The sequence below is a fragment of the Allobosea thiooxidans genome (assembly GCF_900168195.1).
Lineage (GTDB): Bacteria > Pseudomonadota > Alphaproteobacteria > Rhizobiales > Beijerinckiaceae > Allobosea > Allobosea thiooxidans.
On record NZ_FUYX01000007.1, the window covers coordinates 188,286 to 214,120 of the forward strand.

A 25,835-nucleotide genomic window follows, 5' to 3' on the forward strand; every position below is an offset into this window, starting at 1 on the left:
CACCGCCTCACAGCCACTTCTTCCAGCGGAAGAACAGATAGGGCAGCACTGCGAACAGGACCATCAGCCCGACCGCGAGCGGATAGCCCCACTGCCAGTCCAACTCCGGCATGGTCTTGAAGTTCATACCGTAGATCGAGGCGATCAGCGTCGGCGGCATCAGCGCGACCGAGACGACCGAGAACAGCTTGATGATCTTGTTCTGCTCGATCGAGACGAGGCCGAGCGTGGCGTCCATCATGAATTGCAGCTTGTTCGACAGGAAGGCGGCGTGCTCCTCGATGGCCTGCACGTCGCGCACCGCCGAGCGCCATTCCGCCGAGAAGCCGGTCTGCGCCTTCTTCGGCCGGGTGTAGTTGGCCGAGAGGAAGAGCAGGACGCGCTCGACCGACATCATGCTCTCCCGGACATTCGAGATGATGTGCTCGTACTGGCCGATCTTCTGGATCACGATCTGATAGACGCCGCCGCGCTCGACATCCTGGCCGCGCCCGGCGAAGACACGGCGCGAAGCGATGTCGATCCTGTCGCCGACGCCGCGCAGCACTTCGGCGGCGCGGTCGACGATCGCCTCGATCAAGCCGTCCAGCACCGCCTCCGGCTGCTGGCCGCAGCCGCCCGGCTTGGTGGCGCGGTTGAGGAAGATGTTGAAGGCGCCGGGCTCGTCGTAACGCACCGTCACCAGCGCCTTGTCGGTCAGGATGAAGGTGACGTCCGCCAGGCGCGGGACAATCGTCTCGGACTGGCAGATGACCCGCGCGGTCATGTAGCGCGCGCCGTTCTCCGTGTAGATGATCTCGGACGGCTCGAGATCGTGCATCTCCTCACGCGTGGGGATCGAGATGCCGAGATGCCGCTCGACGCGCTTGTCCTCCTCGGGCGTCGGATTGAGCAGGTCGATCCAGACGACGTCGTCCGGAAAATCTCCGTCGGTGCCGAGCGCGCCGATGCGGAGTCTGTCGCGCGAATCGGGGCATGTGCCGTGGATCGTCAGCATGGGCGCGAATCTCGCTGCACGGTCAGGATGGAACCCGGCAGGAACTCCGATCCGGGCAGCATGTCAAACCAGCGACGGCTGGGACCTGTTTGGAAATCTGAGCCCTCATCCTGAGGAGCGCCGCAGGCGCGTCTCGAAGGATGCTCCAGATTTCTTCGGAGCCCCCTTGGAGCATCCTTCGAGACGCCATTCCTCACGGAGTGGCTCCTCAGGACGAGGGCTGAGGGAGTTTAACGGGTTCTCAGACCCCGCCCTTCACGCCCTGCGGCGGCTTGCTATCGGCGGGCACGAAGAAGTCCGGCATCAGCGGCACGGAAGGATCGACGCGATAGGGCGTGAAATCGGTGACGCCCTCGCCCGCCATGAAGCTGTCGTCGATCAGGAAGTTGCCGGAGAATTCGCGCGACGGCTTCGCGAAGATCATATGGGCGGCATCGGCGAGAATCTCGGGCGTGCGGCTCGCCTGCACCATCTTGTCGCCCCCGAGCAGGTTCTGAACGGCGGCCGTCGCGATGGTCGTGCGCGGCCAGAGCGCATTGACCGCGATGCCCTGGCGCGCCAGTTCGCCGGCAAGCCCCAGGACGCACAGGCTCATGCCGTATTTGGCGATGGAATAGGCCAGATGCGGCGCGAACCACTGCGTCTTCATGTCGAGCGGCGGCGAGAGCATCAGGATATGCGGGTTCTCGGCCTTCTCCAGATGGGGAATGGCATATTTCGAGACCATGAAGGTGCCGCGCGTGTTGATCTGATGCATCAGATCGAAGCGCTTCATGTCGGTCATCTGCGTGTTGGTCAGCTGGATCGCGCTGGCATTGTTCACGAGGATGTCGATGCCGCCGAAGGTCTCGGCCGTCTTGGCGATCGCCTCGGCGACGCTCTGCTCGTCGCGGACATCGACCATCAGCGGCAGGCACTTTCCGCCGGCCGCCTCGATCTCGGCGGCCGCGGTGTAGATCGTGCCGGGCAGCTTCGGATGCGGCTCGGCGGTCTTGGCCGCGATGGTGACGTTGGCGCCGTCCTTCGCCGCCTTGATCGCGATGGCGAGGCCGATGCCGCGCGAACCGCCGGTGATGAAAAGCGTCTTACCCTTGAGCGACATCGCCGCCTCCCCGCTGGTTCGTGATGATGAAGCGTTCCGGCTGCGAGCCGTCCCGATCGGTGAAGCCATAGGCGCGCGCCAGATCGGCAACGGGCAGGACATGGCCGGCATGGCGCGCGACCTCAGGATCGGCCACGAGCGCCGCGACGGCGCGCCCGGCATAAAGCGGGCTTTCGGTCGTGGCATCGGCGAGCCCCGCGTCACGGACGCGCTCGGTCAGGACATGGCCGGGTGAGATCGCCAGCGCGGTGACGCCGAAGGGGGCGAGCTCCTGCGCCATCGCGAAGGTCAGCCGGTTCATCGCCGCCTTGGCGAGATCGTAGAAGACGTCGCCGAGATAGCCGCCGGCGGTATCGAAGCTCACGGTAACGACGAGGCCGGAACGCATCTGCACCATCGCCGGCGCGACGGCTCGCGCCAGCAGGAGCTGGGCATAGACCCCGCTCTCGAAGCTCTCGCCCAGCCTTGCGGCCGGGCGGCGCCAGAACGGGGTGCCGAAGCCGGAGCCGTCCGGATAGCGCTCGCCGTCATAGCCCTCATTGCCGCCCCAGACGGCGTCGACGACGCAGTCGAGCCGGCCGAAACGGCGCAGCGCCCAGGCGACGAGCCCATCGACTTCGCGCTCATTGGTGTGGTCGCAACGATAGGGATAGCCCTTGCCGCCGGCGGCCTCGACCTCGCGGGCGGTGTCCTCGAAGGTCTCGGAGCGCTGGTCGGTGCGCGGCCCGGCCTCGCTGGAGCGGCCGGTCACGATGACGGTCGCGCCGGCTTCGCCCAACGCCCTGGCGATGCCGCGCCCGAGTCCGCGCGAGGCGCCCGCGACGAGGCAGATGCGGCCGGCAAGCGAAGATTGAGCGGCGTTCATGGCTGCTTCCGGCAAATCGCCGCTGGCCACCGCCGACCGGCTTCTCTATACCGCCCCTCCCCTCGCAACGGAGCAGCACCATGGACAAAACGGATGTCGCCGCCTGCTGGGAAGCCAATGCGGAAACCTGGACGCGCCATGCGCGCGCCGGATACGACCTCTATCGCGACGCGCTGAACACGCCGGTCTTCCTGGCGAACCTGCCTGACATCACCGGCCTGAACGGCCTCGACATCGGCTGCGGCGAGGGCGGCAACACGCGCAAGCTGGCGGAGCGCGGGGCGCGGATGACGGCGATCGACATCGCGCCGACCTTCATCCGCCATGCCCGCGAGGCCGAAGCCGAGACGCGGCTGGGCATCACCTATCTCGAAAGCGACGGCACCGCCCTGCCCTTCGCCGATGGCAGCTTCGACTTCGCCACCGCCTTCATGTCGCTGATGGACATGCACCGGCAGGATCTCGGCATTGCCGAGGCCGCGCGCGTGCTGAAGCCCGGCGGCTTCCTGCAGTTCTCGATCCTGCACCCGTGCTTCGCGCCGCCCAACCGCAAGGTGCTGCGCAATGACGAAGGCGCCGTGACCGGGCTGCTCATCACCGAGTATTTCAGCGATCCGGCCGGAGCGATCGAGGTCTGGCGCTTCGGCGCCGCCCCCGAGCAGGAAAAGGCGGCGAGCGAGCCCTTCCGCGTCCCGGTCTTCCACAAGACGCTGAGCGAATGGGTCGCCTTCGTCGTCGCGGCCGGGCTCACGATCGAGCACATGGCCGAACCGCGCATCGATGCGGAAACGGCCGAGCGCGAGCCCTATCTGGCCGATACGCGGATGGCGCCACTGTTCCTGCATATCCGCGCCCGCAAGGGCGCGGCAGCCTGAACGGGACGCCGTTCGCCTCACGCCGCGAAGACCGCGGCGGCGTCGGCGATGGCGCCGGCCCCCTCCGTCACCGCGAGTTCGAGCGCCGGAGCCTCGGTCGCGATGCATTCGGCATAGAAGCGGGCGGTGGCGAGGTCGCCGGTGCCTTCCGCCTCGGAGCGGGTGGCGAGCGCCTTCTTCGCCAGCCCGGCGCCGCCCTGCGCCAGAGCGAAGAGCTTGAGATAGGGCGTGGCGCCGGCCAGCGCGTCGGCCTGGCTGGTGCCGAGCGTCGCCAGCATCCATCCGGTCGCGCGCTCCAGCGCGTCGACGGCGGCGCCGAGACGAGAGGCGGCATGGCCGAAGCCGGGCGTATTGGCGCGCTCGACCTCGCCGACAACGGCGCGCATCTCGGCGATCAGCGCCTTGACGGCGTCACCACCCGACAGGGGCAGCTTGCGGGTGACGAGATCGATCGCCTGGATGCCGTTGGTGCCCTCATAGATCGCGGCGATGCGGGCATCGCGCAGATGCTGCGCGGCGCCGGACTCCTCGATGAAGCCCATGCCGCCATGGACCTGCACACCGGTCGACGCGACATCGATGCCGATATCGGTCGCGTAGGCCTTGGCCACGGGAGTGAGGATGGCGGCGCGCTCGGCGGCGGCCTTGCGCTTGCCCTCGTCCGGCTCGCGATGCGAGCGGTCGAGCGCCTCGGCGACGAGATAGGAGACCGCGCGCGCGCCTTGCGTCTTGGCGCGCATGTCCATCAGCATGCGACGCACGTCCGGGTGGACGATGATCGGGCTCATCGGCGCACCCTTGGGCGCGTCGAGCGCGGCACCCTGCTTGCGCTCATGGGCGAAGGCGAGCGCCTGCTGATAGGCACGTTCGGCGATGGCGACGCCCTGCAGCGCGACGTTGAGGCGGGCGTTGTTCATCATCGTGAACATGCAGGCGAGGCCGCGATTCTCCTCGCCGATCAGCCAGCCGATGGCGCCGTCCTTGTCACCGAAGGCCATGGAGCAGGTCGGCGAGGCGTGGATCCCGAGCTTGTGCTCGATGCCGGAGCAGCGCAGGTCATTATGCGCGCCGAGGGAGCCATCGGCATTGACCAGATATTTCGGCACGAGGAAGAGCGAGATGCCGCGCGTGCCGGGAGGGGCATCGGGCAGGCGCGCCAGCACGAGATGGACGATGTTCTCCGTCAGGTCGTGCTCGCCATAGGTGATGAAGATCTTCTGGCCGGTGATGCGATAGGTGCCGTCGCCGACGCGCTCGGCCTTGCTGCGCAGCGCGTTGAGGTCCGACCCTGCCTGCGGCTCGGTCAGGTTCATCGTGCCCATCCATTCGCCGGAGACGAGCTTGGCGAGATAGGTCTCCTTCAGGTGGTCCGAACCATGCGCATAAAGCGCCTCGATCGCGCCGACCGTCAGCAGCGGCCCGAGCGCGAAGGCGAAGGCGGCCGAGTTCCACATCTCGATGCAGGCGGATTGCAGCAGCGTCGGCAGGCCCTGTCCGCCATAGGCTTCCGGCGCCGGCAGAGCATTCCAGCCGGCCTCGGCCCAGGCCTTGTAGGCCTCCTTCCAGCCCGGCGGTGTGGTGACGGCGCCGTCCTTGAGCTTCGAGCCCTGGGCGTCGCCCACCCGGTTCAGCGGCGCAATGACGTCGGCGGCGAACTTCGCGGCTTCGTCGAGCACGGCTTCGGTGACGCCGCCTTCCAGCTCCGGCGCCAGCCCGTCGGCAATCAGCCGGTCGAGGCTGGCGACATGGCGCATGGTCGCCAGCATGTCCGAAACCGGGGCGCGATAGCTCATAGGTCGTCTCCCTGAGGCTGCGCCGCCCGAAAGGCAGCTGCAGCCCGCTTTTGCCGTTGCCGCGATGGTAGCGAGGAACTATCGCCTATGCCACGTGCAGGCGAGCGCGACCTTCGTCCCGTGCCGCGCCCGCCAGTTAGTTTATATGTAAACGATATCCGGTCAATCTCGCGTGAGCCAACCCCTCCCCGCTTCCCGCCCGACGAAACGCCTCGCTGCCGATGCCGCCGGCATCGCCGAGGCTGCGGCCCTACTGCGCGGCGGTGGGCTCGTGGCCCTGCCGACCGAGACGGTCTACGGCCTCGCCGCCGATGCGACCTCCGGCGCCGCCGTCGCCGGAATCTATGCGGCCAAGGAGCGGCCGAGCTTCAACCCGCTGATCTCGCATCTGCCCGATCTCGCCAGTGCGCGCCGGCAGGGGCTGTTCGACGCCAACGCGCTGGCGCTGGCGCAAGCCTTCTGGCCGGGACCGCTGACCCTGGTCGTTCCGGCGGCGCCGGGCTGCACCGTCAGCGAGCTGGCGCGGGCGGGGCTGCCTTCGGTCGCGCTACGCGTGCCGGCCCATCCCGTCGCGCATGCGGTTCTCGAAGCGGCGAGACGGCCGATCGCGGCGCCCTCGGCCAATCGCTCCGGCCGGATCAGCGCCACCAGCGCCCGGCACGCCCTGGCCGATCTCGACGGGCGCATCGACGCCGTTCTCGACGCCGGCCCGACCGAAGTCGGGCTCGAATCGACCATCGTCGCCTGCCTCGACGGCGCCCCGCGCCTGCTGCGGCCGGGCGGCGTGCCGCGCTCGGCGATCGAGCACGCGATCGGGCGCCCGCTGGTGATCGCGGGCGAGGCCGGGCACGCGCCGATCTCGCCCGGCATGCTCGCCTCGCATTACGCGCCGAGCGCCCATATGCGGCTCGATGCCGATGCGCCTGAAGACGGCGAGGCCTGGCTCGGCTTCGGCGCCGAGCAACGGAAGCATCCGGTTTCGCTTAATCTCAGCCCGGCCGGCGACCTGCGCGAGGCCGCGGCCAATCTTTTCGGCCATATGCGCCGGCTCGACGAGATGGGGCCGGCGATCATCGCGGTCGCGCGCATCCCGGAGCACGGCCTCGGCGAGGCGATCAACGACCGGCTGCGCCGCGCGGCCGCGCCGCGCTGAGCAACCCTCATCCTTCGAGACGCCGCTGCGTGGCTCCTCGGGACGAGGGCTCACATTTTTCGAGCTACCGACGAACTCACGGCTCTCCTGGATTTGAACTCCTCCAGCTTGCAACAATGCAAGATATCGGCTTTGCCTGTCGGCAGGAGGATGCACCGCCGATGGCTGCCAAGCTCGTCTGGGACGATTTCCGACTGATCAAGGCGATCGCGGATCATGACGGGTTGACGGGCGCCGCCGCGGCGCTTGCCGTCAACCACTCGACCGTTTTCCGGCGCCTCGGCCAGATCGAGGAGATCATCGGCATGCCGCTCTTCGAGCGGCGCAAGACCGGCTATGTCGCGACGGTGGCGGGAGCGGAGATGGCGGCGCTGGCGAGCCGCATGGACGAGGATGTCACGGCCTTCGCGCGCCGGCTCGCCGGGCGGGACGTGGCCCCCTCGGGCGAGCTGCGCATCACCACGACTGATACACTGTACCAGAACGTGCTGCTGCCGATCTTCGCGGCCTTCCGCCGGGCACACCCGCTGATCCGGCTCGACGTCGTCATCGGCAACCAGGCGCTCAACCTGTCGAAACGCGACGCCGACATCGCGATCCGCGCCAGCGACACGCCGGGCGAGACCCTGGTCGGCCGGCGCATCGCCACCATCGCCTGGGCGATCTATGGCCGCGCCGAACAGAGCATGACGCCCGAGGAGACGGCGGATCCGGCGCTGCTCTACCAGCGCGACTGGGTCGCGCTTGGCGACCAGCTCTCACATGTCAAGGCGGCCCGGTTCGTGCGCGAGCACGTCGCGCCGGAGCGGATCGCGCTGAAGAGCTCGGCCGTTCTCGGCATCGTCGAGGCGGTCGAGCAGGGCCTCGGCATCGGGCCGCTGCCCTGCTTCATCGCCGACCAGCATCCCGGCCTCACGCGCCTGCTGCCGCCAAACCCAGACTTCGCGACCGGGCTCTGGCTGCTGACCCACCCCGACATCCGGCATGTGCCGCGCGTGCGTGCCTTCATGGATTTCTGCGGGGGCGAGCTGGTGCGGCAGAGGGCACTGTTCGAGGGAGGGCTCTAGCCCACCCCGACGACGACGTGCCCCGTCGCCTGGAGATCGACGGAGCACGGAACCGCTTCGGATCAGGCCGGCTGCGCCTCAGGCCGCTGCACCGGCCGCTCGACGATCGGCAGGTTGATCAGCGCCGAGGCAACGCCGAGCGCGACCGAAAGCCACCAGACGAACTGGTAGTTGCCCATCGACTCGTAGAGCACGCCGCCCAGCCAGACGCCGAGGAAGCCGCCGACCTGATGCGAGAAGAAGGCGAAGCCGTAGAGCATCGCCATGTACTTCGTGCCGAACATCAGCATCACCAGCGAGGAGGTCGGCGGCACCGTCGAGAGCCAGAACAGGCCGATGACGATGCCGAAGGTGATCGCGGTCGTCGGGCTCGGCGGCAGCAGGATGAAGGCGGCGATGGCAACCGCCCGGCCGAGATAGATCCAGGCGAGGAGATGGCGCTTCGGCATCCGCGTCGAAAGCCAGCCCGAGGAGAGCGAGCCTACGGCATTGGCGAGACCGATCACGGCCAGCGTCCAGCCGCCGACCCAGGCCGGCAGGCCGGCATCCTTGAGATAGGCCGGCATGTGCACGGTGATGAAGGCGAGCTGGAAGCCGCAGGTGAAGAAGCCGAGCACGAGCAGGACATAGCTGCGATGCTTGAAGGCCTCGCCGAGCGCCTGCGCGATTGTCTGGTTGGGCAGATTGGCCGCGGTGGCGCCGACAGCAGCACCGGTCTTGCGCGTCGCCATGACGATCGAGATCGGCAGGATCGGCAGCAGCGTGAAGGCGAAGACGATCAGCGCCTGCTGCCAGCCCAGCGTCTCGATCAGGATGTTGCCGATCGGCGGGAACAGGAACTGTCCGAAGGAGCCGGCAGCCGTGCCGGCGCCGAAGGCCATCGGCCGCCACTGCTCGGGCAGCAGCTTGCCGAAGGCGGCGAGCACGAGGTTGAACGAGCAGGCCGAGAGGCCGAAGCCGATCAAGACGCCGGCGCCGAGATGAAGCTGCAACGGCGTGGTGGCATAGGCCATCATCACGAGGCCGGCGGCATAGAGGATGGCGCCGACGCAGAGTACGCGCACCGTGCCGTAGCGATCGGCGATCGCTCCGGCGAAGGGCGCGCCGAGCCCCCAGAGCAGGTTCTGGATCGCCAGCGCCAGGCCGAAGATGTCGCGGCCCCAGTTGAACTGGACCGTCATCGGGATCTGGAACAGGCCGGCGCTGGCGCGCGGCCCGAAGGTGATCAGCGCGATCAAGCAGCCGGCGGCGACGATGACCTCCGGGGCATAGCTGCGCACTCGAGTGGTCGTCATAGAGTTCTCCGAAGCGTCGGAAGGGTCGATGTGTGCCTACACGTTACCGTCCGGCCCCGACGGCAACCAGCGAGAATTCGTGAAATTTCGCATCACGGAGCGGCATGGACCGCCCCCTGCTCGCCGGTGTTAACCGGCGCTCAACCTTACCGAGGCGATAACAGATTCCAACGAAGGCGCAGCGTTCTCGGCTGGGTTTTTCGTTCCGTGCGATCGGGACGGGTGTGTCGCTTTGAGTCATTGGCGTCAGCACAGGCATGGGCGGGGTATGCGCCCGCTCGGCATCAGATGGGCCGCGAGCACGGTCGCGCCCTGGGCGCTGTCGGTCGGGATGCTGGTCTCCTTCACGGCCTCCGCCGGCCAGAATTTCGGGCCGACCGGCCTGCCCTCGAGCGCCATCGCCCGGATCGCCCCCGGCCCCGCCTCCGAGCTTTCCGAAGGGCCGTCGATGCTGGTGGCGACCAGCGCCTTCCGCCTGCCGGGCCTGTCCCTCACCTCGGCCATCACGCAGGCGAAGCTCTCCTTCGAGGATCCGGAGCGGCGCATCGTCGTCGACCCGCGCGCGCCGCGCGAGGATCTGAAACGGACCGCCGCGGCCTTCCCGGAAGTCGACCGCAGCGCCAAGGGCGACATGCTGCCGAGCCTGCGGCCCGGCCTGTCCGGCCGCCCCTCGCTCGAGCTGGAGCACGTCGTCTTCGGCGACACCCAGCCCAAGCTGATCTCGGGCGGCTTCTCGCTCGACGCCATGCGCGCGGCCGAGGCCGTCGAAGGCCCGCCGAGCGGCTTCGAGCCCTACCCCATCGACGAGGGGCTGACCGACCCCGCCCTGTCGGATTCCTCCCCAGTTTCGCCGAAGCCGCGGATCACCTCGGCACGCCAAGCCGAGCTCCATCTCGAAAGCATCGACGGTTCGTCACCCTCGGTGCAGGAGGCGAGCCGGCAGGCCTCGTCGACGCCGATCGTCGGCTCCGTCTTCGGCACGCTGACGCCGGCCGCCCTGCCCGCGCATGGTGCCCCGCAGCAGCGCGGCCGCATCGCTCTGGTTTCGGCGCCGGCGAACCGCGACCTGCGCGAGGCCGAGCCCGGCGCGCGGCAGAACTATGCCGGGCTGATCGCGCCGGAGAACATGGCCAAGGAGCAGCGCTGCCTCGCCGAGGCGGTCTATTTCGAGGCGCGTTCGGAATCCTTCGCCGGGCAGGCCGCGGTGGCGCAGGTGGTGCTGAACCGCGTCAAGAGCGGGCTCTATCCGAGCAGCGTCTGCGGCGTCGTCTACCAGAACAGCAACCGCTACCTCGCCTGCCAGTTCACCTTCACCTGCGAGGGCAAGTCGCTGCGCATCACCGAGCCCGGTCCTTGGCGCGATGCCGTCCGGATCGCTCGAGAGGTCTATGAGGGAACGACCTATCTGGCGGAGGTCGGCGCCTCCACCCACTACCACGCGCAGTATGTGCGGCCGTACTGGGCGAAGAAGCTGAAGAAGATGGACACGATCGGCCAGCATGTCTTCTACAAGCTGCGGCCAGGCCAGACCTGATCGCTAAAAAGCCTGCATCGCCATTCACTTGCATGAAACCCGCATGAACGATGGCGGCAGGCGGGACTTGGTTAATTTTACCTTGTTTTAGCGTTTACCTTGCGTTCATCACTTCGAGCGGGCTTCCTGACTGCAACGAACGGCGCTCAGACGCCGGAACCGACAGGTCAGGTCCCACATGGCTCGCTCGCTTTCGTCATCCCGGATCATTGCCGCCACGGCCTTCTCGACGGCCCTTCTTCTCGGAATGTCTGCTGCGGAAGCCGGCGGCTGCCGCGGCTCCGCCTGCTACAATCTGGTCACCGCGCCGCCGGTCTACGGCACCATCGACGAGACCTATCAGGTCCGCCCGGCGCAGGTGCAGCGCCGCGTCGTCCCGGCCGAATACGAGACCGTGACCGACACGGTGATGATCGCTCCCGAGCGGCGCATCCCGCATCGCCGCGCGGCCGTCTACGAGACGGTGACCGAGAAGGTGCTGGTCGCCCCGGCAACCCGTCGCTGGGAGGTCAGCCGCGACGCCTGGGGCAACACCGTCGGCTGCTGGGTCGATGTGCCCGCCCAGTATGGCTACCAGAGCCGCCGGGTCGAAGTTTCGCCGGCAACGGTCGAGTACGAGACGGTTCCGGCGGTCTACACGCAGCGTCAGCGCAAGGTGATGGTGCGTCCCACCGAAGTCGTGCGGGAAGAAATTCCCGCCGTCTACGAGACGCGGCAGCGCCAGGTCCTGGTCAGCCCCGGCTCGCAGTATTGGTCCCGCTCCCGCTACTGAGCGGGGCCTGGAGTTTCACGCAGACCCTTTGACTACCACGGAAATGACGACTTCCACCCCGGCCCTGCGCCGGGGTTTTTTCTTGCGCGGGTCCGCGCCGGGCACGCGCCATCCCGCCGCGAATGCGGCCGAGCAACGCCCGAAATGTCTCGAAGGGAAAACGCCGACTTGCAGGCTCGGAGCGAGCCGGAGCCTGGCGGAACGCGCGCTTCGCGCCGAGGCCGCTCAGACGTAGCGTTCGCCGAGCAGCAGGACGCAGACGCCGAGGATGAAGGCGAGGAAGCGGGCCGGCATGCCGACCAGCGTGCCGGGCGAACGGCCCGCCGCATAGCCGATCAGCAGCTCCGTCAGGCCGAGCCCGAGCAGCACGACGACGAAGGGCGGGAAGGCTCCGTCCCTGACGACGAAGCCCGTCTTGACGCCATAGGCGACGACGGCACCGAGGACTGCGCCCAGCGCGACGAAGAGGAGTTCGTTACGCGACAGGCGCATCCGGCGACCTCAGCGGCGGCGGAAGTTCTGGCGCGGCGGCCCCGAGGGCGCCGGGCCCGCCGTCTTCTGGCGGAAGTTGATGCGGCCGCGGTCGAGGTCGTAGGGCGACATCTCGACGATGACGCGGTCGCCCGCGATGGTGCGGATGCGGTTCTTCTTCATCTTGCCGGCCGCATAGGCCAGGATCACATGGTCGTTGTCGAGCTTGACCCGGTAGTTGCCGTCCGGGAGGACCTCAACCACGGTACCGTCGAATTCAAGCAGTTCTTCTTTCGCCATCTGTCGTCCTTCGTGAGCCCTTTGGCGCGGGAGCGGGCCACCCTCCGGCACTTAAACCGGTAGAAGGCCCGCCTGTTCTGGCCGATCGCGCGTCAGCGCGCGCGCCGCCGGGCGCCGTTGGTGCGTGGTTGCTGTGTTCTTTGCTGCAAGAACGCGACGCCGCCAAGCCCTTCTTTTGCGGAAGCGCCCTCTTTTCGCTGCGTCGCCGCCTCGGGGCGCGGGGCCCGCTCGGGATTGCGGGGCCGTTCGTGCCGCTCCGGCCGCGGCGCGCCGCCGGCATGGTTGCGGTTGTGGCCGCCATGCTCCGGGCGCTGGCCCTGTTCGGAACGCTTGCCCTGCTGCCCCTGCGGACGGCCCTGCCCCTGCGGGCGGGCCTGCTGCTGGCCGCGACCGCCGCGATTCTGCTGCGGCTTCTTGGGCGTGCGGCCATCCCAGTACGGCACCTCGCCGATCGGCGTCGGCTTGACGCCGGTCAGCTTCTCGATCGCCGCGAGATCGCCGCGCTCCTCCGGGGTGCAGAAGGCGATGGCGAGACCGGCGGCGCCGGCGCGCGCCGTGCGGCCGATGCGGTGGACATAGGTCTCGGGCACGTTCGGCAGGTCGTAGTTCACGACATGGCTGACGCCGTCGACATCGATGCCGCGCGCAGCGATGTCGGTCGCGACGAGGATGCGCAGCGAACCGTCGCGGAAGCCGCCGAGCGCACGCTCGCGCTGGCCCTGGCTCTTGTTGCCATGGATCGCGGCCGCCTCGATGCCGGACTGGCCGAGCTGGCGGACGACCTTGTCGGCACCGTGCTTGGTACGGGTGAAGACGATGGCGCGCTCCAGCTCAGGAACGTTCAGCGTCTTCGCCAGCAGGGCCGGCTTGTCGCCCTGCTCGGTGAAGATGACGCGCTGGTCGATCTTCTCGGCGGTGGTCGCAACCGGCGTGACCGCGACCTCGACCGGGTCGGTGAGATAGGCGGAGGCGATCTCGCGGATCGGCTTCGGCATGGTCGCCGAGAAGAGCAGCGTCAGGCGCTCCTTCGGGATCAGCGTAGCGATGCGGCGCAGCGCATGGATGAAGCCGAGGTCGAGCATCTGGTCGGCCTCGTCGAGGACGAGGAACTCGATCTCGCGCAGCGAGACGGCGCGCTGGTCGACGAGGTCGAGCAGGCGGCCGGGCGTGGCGACGAGGATGTCGACCTTCTCGCCGAGCGCGCGGATCTGCTTGCCAACCGGGACGCCGCCGAAGATCACGGTCGAACGCAACGTGGTGAACTGCGCATAGGTGCGGATCGAGGTCTCGATCTGGGCGGCGAGCTCGCGCGTCGGCGAAAGGATCAGCACGCGCACCGCACGCTGCGGCATCTGGCGCGGCTTGCCGAGCAGGCGGTGCAGCATCGGGAGCGAGAAGGCAGCGGTCTTGCCGGTGCCGGTCTGGGCGGCACCGAGCAGGTCCCGGCCCTTCAGAATGTGGGGGATCGCCTGCGCCTGGATCGGCGTGGGCGTTTCATAACCCTCGGCCGCGAGCGCCTTGAGCAGCGGCTCGGCGAGGCCGAGATCAGTGAATTTGGTCAAGAAGAAACTTTCTGGGCGCCGAGATGACGGGGGGCGCATGTGGTCTCGGCTGCGCCGCCGGCCCGTATCCGGCCTAGGTATCAGAGAATCGGTCCAGCCGGCGAACCGCTAGCCACAGCGCCGGCAGGCTTGTCGTGGTCCGAGCGGGCAAACGGCCCGCCCGGCCGATGGTTTATCAGGCGACGGCGAGGTTGCCGGCCGAGGTCTTGCCGGTCTTGCGATCGGCAACCAGCTCGTAGGAGACGACCTGGCCATCGCGCAGCTCGCGCAGGCCGGCGCGCTCGACAGCGCTGATGTGGACGAAAACGTCCTGGCCGCCGTTCTCAGGCGTGATGAAGCCGTAGCCCTTGGTGGCGTTGAACCACTTCACGGTGCCCTTGTTCATGGGTTGGTCCTTACGTGTCAGATCCGCGTCTCTCGTGATGACACGGCGAAACGCGCGGACGCCTCGCCATGGCCTTGTAGCGATGTGTGGTGGATCTGATTCGTGACCGCAGACCGGCGAACCGGCAAACGGAGGAGTGGCCAGAACCCGGCCGCATCTCGTCTTACATCGGCGTGGGTAGCACGAAATGCAAGATCGGTCCAGCAAGGGGGCCGCGAGGGCTGCGGAACACGCTGCGCGGGGCGGTGTTTGACTGGCAGATGGAGGCTAGATCATGCCGATCACGCTCAAGGGTTCTTGCCGCTGCGGAGCGGTCCGGTTCTCGGTCGAGAGCCATGCTCCTGTCCCCTATCAGCTCTGCTACTGCTCGATCTGCCGCAAGACGGCCGGGGGCGGCGGCTTCGCGATCAACCTGTCGGCGGTCGCCGCGACGCTGAGCGTCGCGGGTGAAGAAGCGATCGGCAGGTTCAACGCCGAGATCCGCGACGATGCCGGCCATTGCGAGCGCTCGCAGGCGCAACGCCACTTCTGCGCGCGCTGCGGCACGGCGCTGTGGCTGTTCGATCCGCGCTGGCCGGAGCTGCTGCACCCCTTCGCCTCGGCCATCGACAGCCATCTGCCCCGCGCTCCCGAGAAGACCCATGTCATGCTGCGCTTCAAGGCCAGTTGGGTCGAGCCCGCGATCGGCGAAACGGATCAGAGCTTCGAGGAATACCCGGAGGAATCGATCGAGGAATGGCACCGCAAGCGCGGCCTCTGGGTCGAGTGACCCGCCTGCTCCCTCGCCCGCGACGGACGGGTTACCGGACGAGGCGCTGGACAAGGCCGCGCAAGGGACCCAGGTCCGGTATCGCATGATAGCGCCCGTGCCCTACGGGCTCGTCAGCATGCTCCAGCACCCAGGTGAGATGGTGGGGAACATGCACCGCCCAGCATCCCGCCTCCAGCGCCGGCAGGATGTCCGACTTCAGCGAGTTACCCACCATCATCGCCCGCCCCGCCCCGTCGCCATGGCGGGAGAAGATGCGATCATAGGTCGTCGCCTTCTTGTCGCTGACGATCTCAACGGCGTGGAAGAAATCGCCGAGGCCGGACTGGGCAAGCTTGCGCTCCTGGTCGAAGAGATCGCCCTTGGTGATCAGCACCAGCCGGTAGTCGTCGGAGAGCGCTTCCAGAGTCTCGCGGACATGCGGCAAGGTCTGGACCGGGTGGGCCGCCATCTCGCGCCCGGCGGCGAGGATCTCTCCGATGACGGAGGCCGGCACCTGCCCTTTGGTGACCTCTATCGCCGTCTCGATCATCGAGAGCACGAAGCCCTTGATGCCGAAGCCGTAGAAACCGAGATTGCGCCGCTCGGCCTCGAGCAAGCGGCCGGAGATCTCTGCCGCCTCGCCATGCTCGCCGAGCAGCGCGACGAAACGATCCTCGGTCATCCGGAAGAACTGCTCGTTCTGCCAGAGGGTGTCGTCGGCATCGAAGCCGATGGTGGTGAGGCGCAGCATGGCTCGCACCTCCTCAGCCGGAAGCAAAGCAGGAAGGAGGGAGCGTCAGCCCCTCCCATTCGGCATAGGCATCGGGCGGCAACACCCGGAGCGCCACCGGCTTCTCATCGCCCGCAGGTGCCGCAGCCGGATCACCGATATCCCCCGGCGGCAGCTTGATGATCTTTTCCTCGATCCGACCGGGAATCCCGATCAGGTCCAGATCGAACTGCGGCAGGCGCCACGGCCGGACGACATCGCTCGCCGTCACCGAGAGGCGCACGGCCGTGTCGGCCGGGAGCACCAGCGTTCCGCTCACGACACAGTCGTCGTCGGATGCCGCCCCACCCGGCTGGAGATAATCGTAACGCCAGCCCTCCGGCGTGCCGGTCGCCAGGATGCGACGTGCCGGCTGCGGCTCTTGCGGGCCGCCTTGCACGAGCAACTCCAGCGCCTCGCGGCATGGCTTCTGCATCGCGGCAGGCTGCCCGCTGCAGAGATCGGGCGCCTGCGCCAGGGACGGGACGGCAAAGCCACAGCCGAAGGCGAGGATTAGCCCGCCAAAGCCGATGAGCCGCCCGCCCATCATGGCTCAGCCATCCTTCGGCTTGATCGCGCCCAGCGCCGCCTGCGCGGCGGCGAGGCGGGCGATCGGCACGCGGAAGGGCGAACAGGAGACATAGTCGAGGCCGACGCTCTCGCAGAAGCCGATCGAGGCCGGGTCGCCGCCATGCTCGCCGCAGATGCCGAGCTTGATGCCGGAGCGGGTCTTGCGGCCGCGCTCGGCAGCGAGCTTCACCAGCTCGCCGACGCCGTCCTGGTCGATGGTGACGAAGGGGTCGGCGTCGAGCAGGCCCTTGGCGGTGTAGGAGCCAAGGAAGGAGGAGGCGTCGTCGCGGCTGATGCCGAGCGTCGTCTGGGTCAGGTCGTTGGTGCCGAAGGAGAAGAACTCGGCGCTCTCCGCGATCTCGGCGGCGCGCAGCGCAGCGCGCGGCAGCTCGATCATGGTACCGACCTGATAGTCGATCCTGGTGCCGCTCTCGGCGATCACGGCCTTGGCCATGGCGTCGATGCGGGCCTTGACGAGATCGAGCTCGGGCTTGCCCATGACCAGCGGCACCATCACCTCCGGGATCACCGGCTTGCCGGTCTCCTTGGCGGCGATGACGGCCGCCTCGAAGATGGCGCGGGCCTGCATCTCGGCGATCTCCGGGAAGGCCACCGCCAGACGGCAGCCGCGGAAGCCGAGCATCGGGTTGAACTCGTGCAGCTCGGCGGCGCGGTGCTTCAGCGCATCCGGCGTGACGCCCAGCGCCGCGGCGACCTCGGCGATCTCCTTGTCGCCCTGCGGCAGGAACTCGTGCAGCGGCGGATCGAGCAGACGGATGGTGACCGGCAGCCCGCTCATGATGGTGAAGAGCTGGACGAAGTCCTGGCGCTGCATCGGCAGCAGCTTGGCAAGCGCAGCGCGGCGGCCCTTGTCGTCCTGGGAGAGGATCATCTCCCGCACGGACTGGATGCGGCTCTCGTCGAAGAACATGTGCTCGGTGCGGCACAGGCCGATGCCCTCGGCACCGAACTCGCGCGCGGTCCTGGCATCCTCCGGCGTCTCGGCATTGGCGCGGACCTTGAGGCGGCGGACCTTGTCGGCCCAGCTCATCAGCGTGCCGAAATCGCCGGAGAGCTCCGGCTGCTGCATCCGGACCTCGCCGAGCAGCACCTGGCCGTTGCCGCCGTCGATGGTCAGGACGTCGCCCGCCTTCAGCGTCGTGCCGCCGATCGCGAGCGTGCCCTTGGCGTAGTCGACGCGAATCTGGCCGGCGCCGGAGACGCAGGGCTTGCCCATGCCGCGCGCCACGACCGCCGCATGCGAGGTCATGCCGCCGCGGGTGGTGAGGATGCCTTCGGCGGCGTGCATGCCGTGGATGTCCTCGGGCGAGGTCTCGACGCGCACGAGGATGACCTTCCGGCCGGCCTTCTTGGCGGCCTCGGCATCGTCCGAGTTGAAGACGATCTCGCCGGCGGCGGCGCCGGGCGAAGCCGGCAGGCCGGTGGTGAGCACGCGGCGCTCGGCCTTGGGGTCGATGGTCGGATGCAGGAGCTGGTCGAGGGCGGAAGGCTCGACGCGGCCGACGGCCTCCTCCTGCGTGATCAGCCCCTCGGTGGCGAGGTCGACCGCGATCTTCAGCGCCGCCTTGGCGGTGCGTTTGCCGGACCGGGTCTGCAGCATCCAGAGCTTGCCCTCCTGGATGGTGAACTCCATGTCCTGCATGTCGCGGTAGTGCTTCTCGAGGATGCCGTAGATGCGGACGAGCTCCGCATAGGCCTCCGGCATCGCCGTCTCCATGGACGGCTTGTCGGAGCCCGCCTCCTTCTTCGCCGCCTCGGTGATGTCTTGCGGGGTGCGGATGCCGGCGACGACGTCCTCGCCCTGGGCGTTGATCAGGAACTCGCCATAGAGCGCGTTCTCGCCGGTCGAGGGGTTGCGGGTGAAGGCGACGCCGGTCGCGGAGGTGTCGCCCATATTGCCGAACACCATCGACTGGACGTTGACCGCCGTGCCCCAGGAGGCCGGAATGCTGTTGAGCTCGCGATACTTGATGGCGCGGGCATTCATCCAGGAGGAGAAGACGGCGCCGACCGCACCCCAGAGCTGCTGCTGCGGATCCTGCGGGAAGTCGGAGCCGAGCGCCTTCTTCACGATCTCCTTGTACCTGCCGACCAGCACCTTCCAGTCATCGGCCTTGAGATCGGTGTCGAGATGGAGGCCCTTGCGCTCCTTGTAGTCCTCCAGCGCCTCCTCGAAGAGGCCGTGGTCGATGTCGAGCACGACGTTGGAGTACATGGTGATGAAGCGGCGATAGCTGTCCCAGGCGAAGCGCTCGTCGCCCGAGGCCTTCGCCACGGCCTCGACCGTCCCGTCGTTGAGGCCGAGATTGAGAACGGTGTCCATCATGCCCGGCATCGAGGCACGCGCGCCGGAGCGGACCGAGACGAGCAGCGGATTGGCCGGGTCGCCGAAGGTCTTGCCGGTGAGCTTGGCCATGCCGGCGAGCGCGGACCGGACCTGTCCGTCGAGATCGGCGGGGAAGGTCTTGCCGTTGTCGTAATAGGCCGTGCAGACCTCGGTGGTGATGGTGAAGCCGGGAGGGACGGGCAGGCCCAGATTGCTCATCTCGGCAAGGTTCGCGCCCTTGCCGCCGAGCAGGTTCTTCATTCCTGCCTCACCCTCGGCCTTGCCGTCGCCGAAGGTGTAGACCCATTTCCCGCCTGCCATCACTTGAGCCTCTTCAGTTCAGCCGGGCGGCATAACGCCCCGGCGGTGTGAAAGTTTCGTGCGCATGCCGCCGGCGACCGGGAGGCGCCGACGACGGGATGGCGCGGTCATGCCCAAAACGACATGAACAATCAATGAGCATATGCAGCATCCGTTCGCGCAGCGCAGCACGCGCCGGAGGGGCTCACCGACCCCGGCCGCTGCCGGGCTCGCCCTTGCCCCGGGCGGCGCGCGGCCAGCGCAGCGGCCAGTTGACGACCCGCTCGGCCAGATCGTCCACCGGCAGATCGTCCTCGGAGGCGAAGACGCGCCCGCGCACCGACACGCCGGCCGCGACCACGGTCTCCGGATCGCCCGAGACCAGCGGATGCCACCAGGGCAGGTCCCTGCCCTCGGCGACGAGGCGATAGGCGCAGGTCGGCGGCAGCCAGGGCAGCGTGCGCACCTGCTCCGGCGTCAGGGTCACGCAATCCGGCACCTCGCGCGAACGGTTCGGATAGTCCCGGCAGCGGCAGGTTCCGGCATCGAACAGGCGGCAGCCGACATCGGTGGCGAAGATGCGCCCACTATCCTCGTCCTCGAGCTTGACGAGGCAGCAGCGCCCGCAGCCGTCGCAGAGCGCCTCCCACTGCTCCGGGGACATCTCCTCGAGCGGCGTGGTGCGCCAATACGGCTGATCCTTCGGCGGCTTCTGCGTCATGACAGGCTTATGCGCCCGGCCGGGCCCGGATGGAAGGGGAGCGGGCGCACGGGTGCCCTGTCCCAGGACGGCACAGCCGTCCGGGCGCGCTTCCTGCTAGGCGGTTAAGGAATCTTCGCATCCGTCCCTGACAAGGGCGGCGCGGCGTAACTATGTGTCCTTTCTCGGGCGCGGCGCTGTTGCCAAGGCGGTCATGGCGCGGCAGGACTGTGTCGGGGGCCATTCGGAAAGCCTGGAACGGCCATGGAGTTCAGGAAGGCAGGCTGGAAGACGCGGTTGAAGCGCTTCGCGCTCGCCGCCGACTCATGGCTCGATGCCGGGCTCTGGGGTGCCGGTCGCCGGGCCGGCGAGATCCACGAACGCATCCGCAGCTATGCCGATCGCCTCACCGTCACGGGCGGCAAGCGCGTCGCGGCCGAATTCGCCAGCGAGGGGCTGAACATCGGCATCGTCGGCGCGCTGGTCCTGCTGACGCTGGCCCTGCCCGCCTTCCGGATCGGCAATGAGGAAGCACTCAAGAACCAGGTCTTCGCCGTCACCTTCCTCGACCGCTACGGCGTGCAGATCGGCCATCGCGGCGCCCGGCATGACGATTCTCTCAAGCTCGAGGAGATGCCGGATCACCTGCTCAAGGCGGTGCTCGCGACGGAGGATCGCCGCTTCTACGACCATTTCGGCATCGACCTGATCGGCACCTTCCGGGCCCTGATGGTCAATACGCGGGCCTCGGGCGTGGTCCAGGGCGGTTCCTCGCTCACCCAGCAGCTGGCCAAGAACCTGTTCCTCAACAATGAGCGTTCGCTCGACCGCAAGATCAAGGAAGCTTTCCTGGCGCTCTGGCTGGAGACCCGGCTGAGCAAGAACGAGATCCTGAAGCTCTATCTCGACCGCGCCTATATGGGCGGCGGTACCTTCGGCGTCGCGGCCGCGGCCGAGTACTATTTCGGCAAGTCGGTGAAGGACGTCTCGCTGGCCGAGGCGGCGATGCTCGCCGGCCTGTTCAAGGCGCCGACGAAATACGCCCCGCACGTCAACCTGCCGGCTGCTCGCGCGCGGGGCAACGACGTGCTCAACGCCATGGTCGATGCCGGCTTCATGACCGCCGGGCAGGTCGACAGCGCCAAGCGCAACCCGGCGACGCCGGTCGATCGCAAGCGCGATTCCAGCCCCGACTACTATCTCGACTGGGCCTTCGACTCGGTGAAGGAGCTCGCGGCCGAGGGCAAGCTCGGCACCGACCGGGTGCTGGTGGTGAAGACACCGCATGATTCCGCCATCCAGGAACGGGCGGACGAAGCGATCGAGACGATCCTGCGCCAGCATGGCCCGGCCTATCACGTTAAGCAGGCCGCGACCGTCGTGATGGACCCGGACGGCGCGGTCCGCGCCATCGTTGGCGGGCGCGACTACGGGGCGAGCCAGTTCAACCGGGCGACGGCGGGGCTGCGCCAGCCCGGCTCCTCGTTCAAGCCCTTCGTCTATGCCGCCGCCCTGTCCTCGGGGCTCTACAAGCCCAGCACGATCGTCACGGACCGCCCGGTCTGCATCGGCAACTGGTGCCCCAACAACTATGGGCGCTCCTATGCCGGCTCGATGCCGCTGACCGTGGCGCTGGCGAAGTCGATCAACACGATCCCGGTGCAGATGTCGATCGCCATCGGCCGCGCCACCGGCGAGACGCATGAGGCGCGCGCCGCCCTGATCGGCCGCAAGAAGATCGTCGCCACGGCCCGCGCCATGGGGCTGACGACGCCGCTCACCGACACCGTCTCGCTGCCGATCGGCGCGGCGGAGGTGACGGTGATCGACATGGCCGCCGGCTATTCCTCCCTCGCCAATGGCGGCAAGCGGGCAAAGCCCTATGCCGCGATCGAGGTCAGCAATTCGCAGGGAGAGGTGATCTACCGCCACGACCGCGACGAGCCCCCGCCGAAGCAGGTGCTCAGCGCGCAGGTCGCGCAGGACATGAACTTCATGCTCTCCAAGGTGCCGACCGAGGGCACCGGCCGGCGCGCCGCGCTCGACGGCGTCGTCACCGCCGGGAAGACCGGCACCACCAACGGCTACAAGGACGCCTGGTATGTCGGCTATTCCGGCAACCTCGTCGGCGCCGTCTGGTTCGGCAACGACAACTCCGCCGAGACCGCCAACATGACCGGCGGCTCGCTGCCCGCAATGACCTGGAAGGAAATCATGCAGTTCGCCCATCAGGGGCTCGAGCTGAAGCCGATTCCGGGCGTGCCTGCCACCGATCCGAAGGGTGCCGCCGTGGCCAAGGCGGGCGCGCCCGCTCCCGGCGCCGCCGGCCAGGACGGCCCCGGCGCCGGGCACATGCCGCGCCAGTCCTTCGAGGTGCTCTCCTCGGTCGGCTCGCTGTTCCGGACGATCGAGCGCTCGCGCGTGGCGGGGCGGCCGATCCAGGTCGGCATCCGCGACATCTCCGGCGGCGAGAACCGGCTGCGCTGAGCCACCGGCGGTTGACGAGCGCCGCTGCGGCGGGCCAATCCTTCTGCGGGGAGCCTCTCGTCTGGGTGGACGGCACGCGTGCGGATTCTCGATCTCGCCTATATCCTCGCGCTCGGCGCGGGGCTTGGGCTCGGAACGGCCCATTGGGCCGTCGCCGGAAGGCCGGCCCTCGGCAAGATCGAGGTCGGTGCCTGGGCGGCCTGGCCGCGCAGCGGCGGGCGCGACGTCGATCCCTATATGCGCGCCTATCTCGCCCGCGGCGTGCATCTGCCGCTCGGCTCGGGCGAAGGGCTGGAGCTGATCGCCGAGCATGACGATGACGGGCAGGCGCTCGACGGGCGCTGCCGCTACCGGCTGAGCGGGGCGACGCCGCCGGCACGCAGCTGGACGATCGGCATCACGGACGGCGAGGGCCTGCCCTTCCGCCTGCCGCTCGAACGCAGGAGCTTCACCGATTCGGAGATCGTGCGGCCGGAGGACGGCCGGATGCTGATCGTCGCCGCGGCGACACCGGAGGCCGGCAACTGGCTGCCGCTGCCGGTGAGCGGCCGCTTCCAGATCCGGCTGCGCCTCTATGACACGCCGATCTCGACGCAAACCGGCGAGACGCGGGCGGCCAACCTGCCTCGCATCGCACGTCTCGATTGCCGATGAACGCGCTCGACCACGGCACCATGGCGGCCCATCCGCCCGCCGGGCACTGGCGGGCGCGGCTGCGCGCCGGGCTCGCGCGCGCCATCATGACCACGCTGGCGGGGCTGATGCTCGCCGCGATCGTGCATATCGTCACCATCCTTGCCGTGCCCGCACTGTCGCAGCGCGACGCGGCCCATGCCTATCGCGAGCTCGGGACGGAGGGCCATGCCGCGCTCGTCCCGCCCCCCGGCAATCCGCAGGGGCTGCCGCCCCTGCGCGAGGCCGATCCGGACGTCGTCACCGCCATCTGCAGCTACGACCTGTCGGCCGGGCCGGTGCGGGTCGTCGCCCGGACGGGGGCGTTGCCGCTGGGGCTGACGCTGCACCGGCAGGGCGGCGGGGTGATCTACGCCATCACCGACCGGGCGGCGATCCGGGACGTGCTGGAATTCCTGGTGATGACGGAGGCGCAGCGCGACGAGCGCATCGCGGCCGACGAGGAGGGCGAGACGAGCCGCGAACTGCGCGTCGTCTCCGACACAGAGCAGGGGCTGATCGTGGCGCGCGTGCTGATGCGCCTGCCGTCCGACCGTGCCGATGCCGAAGCGCTCGCGACCGGTGTCGCCTGCGAAACGGCGGGCTGACCGCGCCTCAGCCCTTGTAGACGACCGGGCGCTTGCCCTCGCCGAACGCGTCGTTCAGGGGCATCTGGCAGAGCGGCAACGCCTCGGCCTCGAGCGCCATGATCGCGCGCTCGGCCCGGACTGCCTCGCGCGAGGGCATCTCGACGACGAGATTGGTCAGGGCGTAGCGATAGCTCCTGATCCGGAAATCGAGCCGCTCGCAGACCCAGAAGACCAGCCCCTCATTCTCGATCACGCGCGCCAGCGCCGGCTCCTGCTTGCCTGCCGCAACATCGGGCGAAGCCTCCACGGTCCGCATGCGGACGCGGTCCATGCTGACGACGCGCATGGCATTGGCGCGGAAGGGCCCGATCAGCAGGCGATCGGCGTTCACATCCTCCGCGAGGCGGTTGTAGCGCGAAGCCTGCGAGGCGAAGGACATCGAGGTCAGCGCACGGAAATAGTCGGAGACATCGGTCGACTGCGCCGAGACCGGCAAGATCCGGGTATGGGCGAGATTGGAGACCTCGCCCTGGAAGACGCTGCGTTCATGGCCCGGCATGACGAAGCGCCAGGCGCGGTCCCGCAACTGCTCCTCGTCGTCGGTGAGGCGGAAATAGGATGCCTGCTCGCCGCGGGCCGCGGCGGACAGGAAGCCGGATTCGGGCGCGATGAGCTGCGACCAGACAGTGGGGCGCGGGCGGCCGAGATCGCCCTGTGTCGCGGTGCAGGCGGCAAGGACGAGCCCCGATGACAGCGCCAGGGCGATGCGCGGCCGGCGTCCGTCGCGTAGCGGTTTCTCAGGCAGGCCTCGTGTCACGCAGGCTGCCCGCGCGCTGTCTTGCGCGTCGTCGTCTTGCGCGGGCGCCGTCCCGGCGCCCTGCCCTCGAGAGGCCGGGCCTCGGCGGCACGCTCATAGCGCACGCCGGTGAAGAACAGGATTTCCGCCATGCGCAGCGGAACGGAGCAGGACCGGAGCTGCTGGCGCCGCTTGGGCGCGAAGGGGATGACGACGGCCATGAAGCGCCTCCTATCCAGCGCCCGAATTGCGATCGCGAGGGCCGATTTGGTGCGCGAGTCCGCACCGAGTCGCAGGCCCTCACACGCATCAGGCGCGGACATGGTTAACGTAGCCTTAATGCCTCGGGGATAATCTGCGCAAACTCATCGGATTCGCCAGCCCGAGCCAGCCATGCCTGCCCGTATATCCAAGGAACTCGCCGATCTCGCCCGCATCGCGCGGGACGGCGGCCTCGACCTCAGCCAGGTCTCCCTGCGCGTCAAGGCGGACCTGCTGATGTCGACAGGGCAGCCGCCGCAGCACGACCTCATGGCCTTTCGCGAGATGGCGCTCGCGCTGATCCCGACGATCGACGATCCCACCGCCCTGATCCTCGCCCGCAAGCTGGCCGGCTGGCCGCATAGCGCGCCGGAGGTCCTGGCTGCACTCGCCGCACGGGGCGGGGCGGTGCTGGTCGAGCTGCTGCGGCACGGCATGCCGTTGTCGCCGGCCGCGCTCGAAGGCTTCGCCGAAACAGGCGATGCGGCGATCCGGGCAGCGCTCGCCACCCGCACCGATCTCACCAATGCCGCCGTCCTGCTCCTCGTCGCGGAGGAGAGCCGCACGCTCGACCTGACGTTGATCGACAATTCCGAGGCGCCGCTGCCGCGCGCCGCCGTCGAGATCCTGATCGGGCGGGCACGGCTCGACCCCGCCTATCAGCCCGGCCTGCTGGGGCGCGCCGACCTGTCCAACCTCGAACTTGCCCCGCTCTTCCTGCGCGCCGGACCGGAGCGCCGCCTCGCCATTCTCGAATCGTTGCTCGCCCGGGAGGCGCTGCATCCGGGCGAACGGCGCCCGGCCGTCCCTGAGGCGGTCTTCGCGGGCTGGCTCGCCATGGCCGGCGACGATCGCGCCGGTGCCTTCGGCGCGATCGCGAGCCATCTCGGCGGCGGCCCGGACCTGGCGGCCGCCATCGCCGGCGACCCCTCGCGCGACCTTGCCGCGCTCGCGCTGATCGCCAGCGGCGTCAGCGTCGAGGATGCGACGCGCTTTCTGATCCGTCTCGGCGACGACACCGCGCATTCGGTGCAGCGGATCTTCGCGCTGGTCGAGCTGATGCGGATGGCGCGGCCCGCCACCGCCTACCGGCTGGCGATGCAGGTCGCCGGGACAGCCGCCGCGCCGCAGCAGCGGAAGGGCCAGCACCAGCCGGCGATGGATCCGAGCGGCACGCCCGCACGCCCCGCAGCGGCGCGCCCGGAAGCGCAGCCGAGCATGACGGAGATCATGGGCCGGATCGGCGCGCGCCGAGACCGCGGCTAGGGGTTTTGTTTGCGCGCAAACCGTCATTGCGAGCGCTAGCGAAGCAATCCAGGAGGATCGGGCAGAAGCGTTCGACCCGGTCCTCCTGGATTGCTTCGTCGCTACGCTCCGCGCAATGACGATTGCCAAGGTCACCCCGGCGGCGCGCAGGGTGG

General features: G+C 68.7%; 25 protein-coding genes. 10 read left to right on the forward strand and 15 right to left on the reverse strand.

The features are described 5' to 3' along the window. Positions 1-7: 7 nt before the first annotated feature. The 3 genes from B5Y19_RS14595 to B5Y19_RS14605 form a co-directional block, all read right to left on the reverse strand. Entirely contained in the window at positions 8-997 is a 990-nt protein-coding gene (locus tag B5Y19_RS14595; RefSeq protein ID WP_055727562.1) for a magnesium transporter CorA family protein, read from the reverse strand. 241 nt (positions 998-1,238) lie between these two features. Next, on the reverse strand, positions 1,239-2,099 hold the full coding sequence (locus B5Y19_RS14600) for an SDR family oxidoreductase (RefSeq protein ID WP_055727561.1): 861 nt from the start codon (positions 2,097-2,099) through the stop codon (positions 1,239-1,241). Beyond that, positions 2,083-2,964: an SDR family NAD(P)-dependent oxidoreductase gene (locus tag B5Y19_RS14605; protein WP_055727560.1), complete on the reverse strand. Its 882-nt coding sequence runs from the start codon at positions 2,962-2,964 to the stop codon at positions 2,083-2,085. Before B5Y19_RS14605 ends, B5Y19_RS14600 begins: the two co-directional genes overlap by 17 nt. An 80-nt stretch (positions 2,965-3,044) precedes the next feature. On the opposite strand from B5Y19_RS14605, the gene B5Y19_RS14610 reads away from it, so the two are divergent. After that, positions 3,045-3,839 carry a class I SAM-dependent methyltransferase gene (locus tag B5Y19_RS14610; protein ID WP_055727559.1) on the forward strand — a complete coding sequence of 265 codons (795 nt, stop codon included), beginning with the start codon at positions 3,045-3,047 and terminating at the stop codon, positions 3,837-3,839. A 17-nt stretch (positions 3,840-3,856) separates the two neighbouring features. Here B5Y19_RS14610 and B5Y19_RS14615 read toward each other — a convergent pair whose 3' ends face one another. Further along, the gene (locus B5Y19_RS14615) at positions 3,857-5,632 is read right to left on the reverse strand and encodes an acyl-CoA dehydrogenase family protein (RefSeq protein ID WP_055727558.1); all 1,776 of its coding nucleotides are present in this window, start codon (positions 5,630-5,632) and stop codon (positions 3,857-3,859) included. A gap of 172 nt (positions 5,633-5,804) precedes the next feature. Between B5Y19_RS14615 and B5Y19_RS14620 the strand changes: the two genes are divergently transcribed. Next, positions 5,805-6,785 carry an L-threonylcarbamoyladenylate synthase gene (locus B5Y19_RS14620; protein ID WP_079591648.1) on the forward strand — a complete coding sequence of 327 codons (981 nt, stop codon included), beginning with the start codon at positions 5,805-5,807 and terminating at the stop codon, positions 6,783-6,785. Between the two features lie 161 nt (positions 6,786-6,946). Beyond that, positions 6,947-7,852, forward strand: a complete 906-nt coding sequence (locus tag B5Y19_RS14625) for a LysR family transcriptional regulator (RefSeq protein ID WP_079591649.1) — start codon at positions 6,947-6,949, stop codon at positions 7,850-7,852. A 62-nt stretch (positions 7,853-7,914) separates the two neighbouring features. Here B5Y19_RS14625 and B5Y19_RS14630 read toward each other — a convergent pair whose 3' ends face one another. Next, positions 7,915-9,147: an MFS transporter gene (locus B5Y19_RS14630; protein ID WP_055726532.1), complete on the reverse strand. Its 1,233-nt coding sequence runs from the start codon at positions 9,145-9,147 to the stop codon at positions 7,915-7,917. A 268-nt stretch (positions 9,148-9,415) separates the two neighbouring features. Here B5Y19_RS14630 and B5Y19_RS14635 point away from each other — a divergent pair, with 268 nt between their 5' ends. Together B5Y19_RS14635 and B5Y19_RS14640 are read left to right on the forward strand one after the other, a co-directional pair. Beyond that, positions 9,416-10,681, forward strand: a complete 1,266-nt coding sequence (locus B5Y19_RS14635; RefSeq protein ID WP_055726533.1) for a cell wall hydrolase — start codon at positions 9,416-9,418, stop codon at positions 10,679-10,681. 247 nt (positions 10,682-10,928) lie between these two features. Next, positions 10,929-11,453, forward strand: coding sequence for a hypothetical protein (locus B5Y19_RS14640; protein WP_139384399.1), 525 nt, complete (start codon positions 10,929-10,931; stop codon positions 11,451-11,453). A gap of 225 nt (positions 11,454-11,678) precedes the next feature. On the opposite strand, the gene B5Y19_RS14645 is transcribed toward B5Y19_RS14640, so the two are convergent. From B5Y19_RS14645 to B5Y19_RS14660, 4 genes are all read right to left on the reverse strand, one after another. Continuing rightward, complete coding sequence (locus tag B5Y19_RS14645) at positions 11,679-11,945, reverse strand: hypothetical protein (protein ID WP_055726535.1); 267 nt, start codon at positions 11,943-11,945, stop codon at positions 11,679-11,681. A 9-nt stretch (positions 11,946-11,954) separates the two neighbouring features. Next, positions 11,955-12,224 (reverse strand): translation initiation factor IF-1, encoded by a 270-nt coding sequence (infA, locus tag B5Y19_RS14650; RefSeq protein WP_055726536.1) that lies wholly within the window; start codon positions 12,222-12,224, stop codon positions 11,955-11,957. Between the two features lie 92 nt (positions 12,225-12,316). Continuing rightward, complete coding sequence (locus tag B5Y19_RS14655; RefSeq protein ID WP_055726537.1) at positions 12,317-13,786, reverse strand: DEAD/DEAH box helicase; 1,470 nt, start codon at positions 13,784-13,786, stop codon at positions 12,317-12,319. 175 nt (positions 13,787-13,961) lie between these two features. After that, positions 13,962-14,171 carry a cold-shock protein gene (locus B5Y19_RS14660; RefSeq protein ID WP_055726538.1) on the reverse strand — a complete coding sequence of 70 codons (210 nt, stop codon included), beginning with the start codon at positions 14,169-14,171 and terminating at the stop codon, positions 13,962-13,964. Between the two features lie 274 nt (positions 14,172-14,445). On the opposite strand from B5Y19_RS14660, the gene B5Y19_RS14665 reads away from it, so the two are divergent. Beyond that, complete coding sequence (locus tag B5Y19_RS14665; protein ID WP_055726539.1) at positions 14,446-14,940, forward strand: GFA family protein; 495 nt, start codon at positions 14,446-14,448, stop codon at positions 14,938-14,940. Between the two features lie 31 nt (positions 14,941-14,971). Here the strand turns inward: B5Y19_RS14665 and B5Y19_RS14670 are convergent, their stop codons facing one another. From B5Y19_RS14670 to B5Y19_RS14685, 4 genes are all read right to left on the reverse strand, one after another. After that, a complete protein-coding gene (locus B5Y19_RS14670; protein WP_079591650.1) occupies positions 14,972-15,673 on the reverse strand; it encodes an HAD family hydrolase in 702 nt (233 codons plus the stop codon). A gap of 13 nt (positions 15,674-15,686) precedes the next feature. Next, the gene (locus tag B5Y19_RS14675; RefSeq protein WP_055726541.1) at positions 15,687-16,241 is read right to left on the reverse strand and encodes a cupredoxin domain-containing protein; all 555 of its coding nucleotides are present in this window, start codon (positions 16,239-16,241) and stop codon (positions 15,687-15,689) included. 3 nt (positions 16,242-16,244) lie between these two features. Then, entirely contained in the window at positions 16,245-18,929 is a 2,685-nt protein-coding gene (gene ppdK / locus B5Y19_RS14680) for a pyruvate, phosphate dikinase (RefSeq protein WP_055726542.1), read from the reverse strand. A 184-nt stretch (positions 18,930-19,113) separates the two neighbouring features. Next, positions 19,114-19,629, reverse strand: a complete 516-nt coding sequence (locus B5Y19_RS14685; RefSeq protein ID WP_055726543.1) for a YcgN family cysteine cluster protein — start codon at positions 19,627-19,629, stop codon at positions 19,114-19,116. Positions 19,630-19,872: 243 nt separating this feature from the next. Between B5Y19_RS14685 and B5Y19_RS14690 the strand changes: the two genes are divergently transcribed. The 3 genes from B5Y19_RS14690 to B5Y19_RS14700 all read left to right on the forward strand — a co-directional run bounded on the left by B5Y19_RS14690 (position 19,873) and on the right by B5Y19_RS14700 (position 23,375). After that, complete coding sequence (locus B5Y19_RS14690; protein WP_055726544.1) at positions 19,873-22,095, forward strand: transglycosylase domain-containing protein; 2,223 nt, start codon at positions 19,873-19,875, stop codon at positions 22,093-22,095. Between the two features lie 78 nt (positions 22,096-22,173). Beyond that, entirely contained in the window at positions 22,174-22,749 is a 576-nt protein-coding gene (locus B5Y19_RS14695) for a DUF1214 domain-containing protein (protein ID WP_055726545.1), read from the forward strand. Further along, positions 22,746-23,375, forward strand: coding sequence for a DUF1254 domain-containing protein (locus B5Y19_RS14700; protein ID WP_055726546.1), 630 nt, complete (start codon positions 22,746-22,748; stop codon positions 23,373-23,375). Before B5Y19_RS14695 ends, B5Y19_RS14700 begins: the two co-directional genes overlap by 4 nt. Positions 23,376-23,382: 7 nt before the next feature. On the opposite strand, the gene B5Y19_RS14705 is transcribed toward B5Y19_RS14700, so the two are convergent. After that, positions 23,383-24,174 carry a hypothetical protein gene (locus B5Y19_RS14705; RefSeq protein WP_055726547.1) on the reverse strand — a complete coding sequence of 264 codons (792 nt, stop codon included), beginning with the start codon at positions 24,172-24,174 and terminating at the stop codon, positions 23,383-23,385. After that, positions 24,171-24,374 (reverse strand): hypothetical protein, encoded by a 204-nt coding sequence (locus tag B5Y19_RS14710; protein WP_055726548.1) that lies wholly within the window; start codon positions 24,372-24,374, stop codon positions 24,171-24,173. Before B5Y19_RS14710 ends, B5Y19_RS14705 begins: the two co-directional genes overlap by 4 nt. Before the next feature lie 172 nt (positions 24,375-24,546). On the opposite strand from B5Y19_RS14710, the gene B5Y19_RS14715 reads away from it, so the two are divergent. After that, a complete protein-coding gene (locus B5Y19_RS14715; protein WP_055726549.1) occupies positions 24,547-25,680 on the forward strand; it encodes a DUF2336 domain-containing protein in 1,134 nt (377 codons plus the stop codon). The last annotated feature ends 155 nt before the right edge of the window (positions 25,681-25,835 follow it).

Bases quoted from the DNA above. Each gene is read 5' to 3' on its own strand.
- B5Y19_RS14685 (WP_055726543.1), bottom strand. From the start codon at position 19,629: ATGACGCAGAAGCCGCCGAAGGATCAGCCGTATTGGCGCACCACGCCG.
- B5Y19_RS14610 (WP_055727559.1), top strand. From the start codon at position 3,045: ATGGACAAAACGGATGTCGCCGCCTGCTGGGAAGCCAATGCGGAAACC.
- B5Y19_RS14600 (WP_055727561.1), bottom strand. From the start codon at position 2,099: ATGTCGCTCAAGGGTAAGACGCTTTTCATCACCGGCGGTTCGCGCGGC.
- ppdK (WP_055726542.1), bottom strand. From the start codon at position 18,929: ATGGCAGGCGGGAAATGGGTCTACACCTTCGGCGACGGCAAGGCCGAG.
- B5Y19_RS14605 (WP_055727560.1), bottom strand. From the start codon at position 2,964: ATGAACGCCGCTCAATCTTCGCTTGCCGGCCGCATCTGCCTCGTCGCG.
- B5Y19_RS14675 (WP_055726541.1), bottom strand. From the start codon at position 16,241: ATGATGGGCGGGCGGCTCATCGGCTTTGGCGGGCTAATCCTCGCCTTC.
- B5Y19_RS14660 (WP_055726538.1), bottom strand. From the start codon at position 14,171: ATGAACAAGGGCACCGTGAAGTGGTTCAACGCCACCAAGGGCTACGGC.
- B5Y19_RS14595 (WP_055727562.1), bottom strand. From the start codon at position 997: ATGCTGACGATCCACGGCACATGCCCCGATTCGCGCGACAGACTCCGC.
- infA (WP_055726536.1), bottom strand. From the start codon at position 12,224: ATGGCGAAAGAAGAACTGCTTGAATTCGACGGTACCGTGGTTGAGGTC.
- B5Y19_RS14635 (WP_055726533.1), top strand. From the start codon at position 9,416: ATGCGCCCGCTCGGCATCAGATGGGCCGCGAGCACGGTCGCGCCCTGG.
- B5Y19_RS14615 (WP_055727558.1), bottom strand. From the start codon at position 5,632: ATGAGCTATCGCGCCCCGGTTTCGGACATGCTGGCGACCATGCGCCAT.
- B5Y19_RS14670 (WP_079591650.1), bottom strand. From the start codon at position 15,673: ATGCTGCGCCTCACCACCATCGGCTTCGATGCCGACGACACCCTCTGG.
- B5Y19_RS14690 (WP_055726544.1), top strand. From the start codon at position 19,873: ATGGAGTTCAGGAAGGCAGGCTGGAAGACGCGGTTGAAGCGCTTCGCG.
- B5Y19_RS14645 (WP_055726535.1), bottom strand. From the start codon at position 11,945: ATGCGCCTGTCGCGTAACGAACTCCTCTTCGTCGCGCTGGGCGCAGTC.
- B5Y19_RS14640 (WP_139384399.1), top strand. From the start codon at position 10,929: ATGTCTGCTGCGGAAGCCGGCGGCTGCCGCGGCTCCGCCTGCTACAAT.
- B5Y19_RS14625 (WP_079591649.1), top strand. From the start codon at position 6,947: ATGGCTGCCAAGCTCGTCTGGGACGATTTCCGACTGATCAAGGCGATC.
- B5Y19_RS14710 (WP_055726548.1), bottom strand. From the start codon at position 24,374: ATGGCCGTCGTCATCCCCTTCGCGCCCAAGCGGCGCCAGCAGCTCCGG.
- B5Y19_RS14665 (WP_055726539.1), top strand. From the start codon at position 14,446: ATGCCGATCACGCTCAAGGGTTCTTGCCGCTGCGGAGCGGTCCGGTTC.
- B5Y19_RS14715 (WP_055726549.1), top strand. From the start codon at position 24,547: ATGCCTGCCCGTATATCCAAGGAACTCGCCGATCTCGCCCGCATCGCG.
- B5Y19_RS14630 (WP_055726532.1), bottom strand. From the start codon at position 9,147: ATGACGACCACTCGAGTGCGCAGCTATGCCCCGGAGGTCATCGTCGCC.
- B5Y19_RS14700 (WP_055726546.1), top strand. From the start codon at position 22,746: ATGAACGCGCTCGACCACGGCACCATGGCGGCCCATCCGCCCGCCGGG.